General features: G+C 70.6%; 1 protein-coding gene. It reads left to right on the forward strand.

Annotation, left to right across the window (positions count from 1 at the left end; translation table 11 throughout):
- Window positions 1–606: condensation domain-containing protein (locus NKI49_RS33285; RefSeq protein WP_352695961.1), on the forward strand; the 606-nt coding region annotated here is incomplete at both ends.

Raw genomic sequence — 606 nt, forward strand, 5'->3', positions numbered from 1 at the left:
TGTTGGAGCTGCTGCACCATCTGATCGGCGATCACACGACGCTGGAGGTCATGCATGCCGAGGTGCGGGCCGTGCTGGAAGGTCGCGGGCATGAGCTTGCCGCGCCGCAGCCGTTCCGCAAGCTGGTGGCGCAGGCGCGGCTGGGGGTCGATGCCAAGGCGCATGAAGAGTTCTTCCGGGCGATGCTGGCCGACATCGACGAGCCGACGCTGCCGTTCGGGCTGAGCGAGGTCCATGGCGACGGCAGCGGGGTTGGCGAGGCGCATCGGATGCTGCCGCAGGCGCTCAACGATCGGCTGCGGGCCCAGGCGCGGCGGCTGGGGGTGAGCCTGGCCAGCCTGTGCCATCTGGCCTGGGGGCAGGTGGTGGCGCTGAGCAGCGGGCGTCAGCAGGTGGTGTTCGGCACGGTGCTGTTCGGCCGCATGCATGCCGGTGCCGGCGCCGACCGCGCCATGGGCCTGTTCATCAACACCCTGCCTGTGCGCCTCGACCTCGACGGCACTGGGGTCGAGGCGAGTGTGCGGGCCACGCATCGCCGGCTTTCCGAGCTGCTGGCGCATGAGCATGCCTCGCTGGCCTTGGCGCAACGCTGCAGCGGCGTTGCCG

It is taken from the genome of Mesorhizobium sp. M0587 (assembly GCF_040320945.1).
Lineage (GTDB): Bacteria > Pseudomonadota > Alphaproteobacteria > Rhizobiales > Rhizobiaceae > Mesorhizobium.